The organism is bacterium (assembly GCA_024224155.1).
Lineage (GTDB): Bacteria > Acidobacteriota > Thermoanaerobaculia > Multivoradales > JAHEKO01 > CALZIK01.
Genome location: JAAENP010000326.1, coordinates 1 through 1488 on the forward strand (window position 1 = coordinate 1; position 1488 = coordinate 1488).

At 64.0% G+C, this 1488-nt stretch carries 1 protein-coding gene; it reads right to left on the reverse strand.

What is annotated here, in order from left to right:
• Positions 1-329: 329 nt before the first annotated feature.
• A complete protein-coding gene (locus tag GY769_16950) occupies positions 330-1478 on the reverse strand; it encodes an ISNCY family transposase (protein ID MCP4203610.1) in 1149 nt (382 codons plus the stop codon).
• Between the last annotated feature and the right edge of the window lie 10 nt (positions 1479-1488).

Here is a 1488-nt window from a genome sequence, read left to right on the forward strand (position 1 = left end):
CCATTCGACACCTCGCGCTCGCATGGCCTTCATCATTCGAAACGCACGCGGTAAACTCCTGATCGTCGCACTTCGTGACATTGGGGGTGCTCCTCTTGTGGATCTCAACAACCCACGGAGTACCCCCTCTTACCCGTCTGACACAAACTCTCGTACATCACCGGAGCGACGCCGGCCTGTCGATAGCAAATTAAGTTGACCGGTTTAGGTAACACATCATTTGACCGCTTCTGTTGCTGCTGTTGGGCCTGTGGGGAAGTGGTCAGGTCGGCGTCAGCCGAGCTGTCCACTTATCCACAGGCCGTCGCGGCCGGTCGCGTCGAAGCGGTTCACGCGGCCTGCCTGGTAGTGGTCTCGATCGGCGTGCCGTCGGCGGTGTAGCGGGCGAGGCATTTGGGCCCGTGGAAGACGGCGAGCGTGGCGTCGGTGTATTCGTGGACACGCACCCTGGCCTTGACGAAGTGATGCCTGATCGGACTTGGCGGCAGTTGTAGGCTGAGGCCCTTGTAGCGCACGGTGTTGTCATTGCCGACGACGCGTTCTTCGTGGACGCACAGGATGTCGCTATGGGCACCACCACGATCGGCGACGAAGGCCGATCCCGGCTGCTCCGGGGGCACCGCGAAGCGGGCGTTGTGCTGGGGCAGGTAGACCTCGGCGATGAAGCGGTTGGCCTCCTCGACGGTCGTCACGCCGGCGAGCCGGAGCTCCTTCGGCAGGCGGTCCTGCAGCGTGCCGAAGGCGCGCTCCGAACGCCCCCGCGCCTCCGGCGAGTAGGCGGCGATATGCTCGATGCCGAGCTGGGCCAGTGCCCTGCCGAGCTGGGTCAGCCTGTCCTTGTCGACCTTGCCGCCGGCCTCGGGGGTGTGGAAATAGTGGCTCGCACGGTCGGTGTAGAGCGAACAGAACAGGCCGTGCTCGGCGATCACCTCGGCGAGCCCCTGAAAGCTGCTCATCGTCCCCTCCTCCTCGACCAGGAAGGCCGAGTAGATCTCGGAACTGGCATCGTCCATGGTCGCGATCAGGTCGAGGTAACAATCGAGGCCCGGGATCCAACGGTGCGTCGAGCCGTCCTGATGCAGCATCATGCCGGCCATCGGCCGCCGTGGCCGCTTGCGTCGGTGGGCGCCGCGCCGCTTCGCCTTCTTCACCTTGCCCGCCTCTTGCAACGTGTTCTTCGTCCAGCTGTAGCTCCGGGCCACGCCGTGCTCGGAGACCAACTTCTCGTGGAAGTGCTTCACCGTGAAGTCGTCGTAGCGGGTCTCGAACAACTCAAGAACCTTCATCACTTCATCGACCGGCGCGCGCCGCGCCGAAACCTTGCCAAGGCGGCGGTCGTACAGCCCCGAGGCCCCTTCCGCCTCATAGCGCCGCCGGTAGCGCCGAAACGTGCTGAGCGAAACGCCAAGCACATCCGCTGCCTGCTCACAGCTCAAAGATCCCCGCTCAAAACGTCCATAGACCTCATCGAACCTCATCACCCGTAGC

Coding starts and splice junctions, on each gene's coding strand:
- GY769_16950 (MCP4203610.1), bottom strand. CDS start 1,478: ATGAGGTTCGATGAGGTCTATGGACGTTTTGAGCGGGGATCTTTGAGC.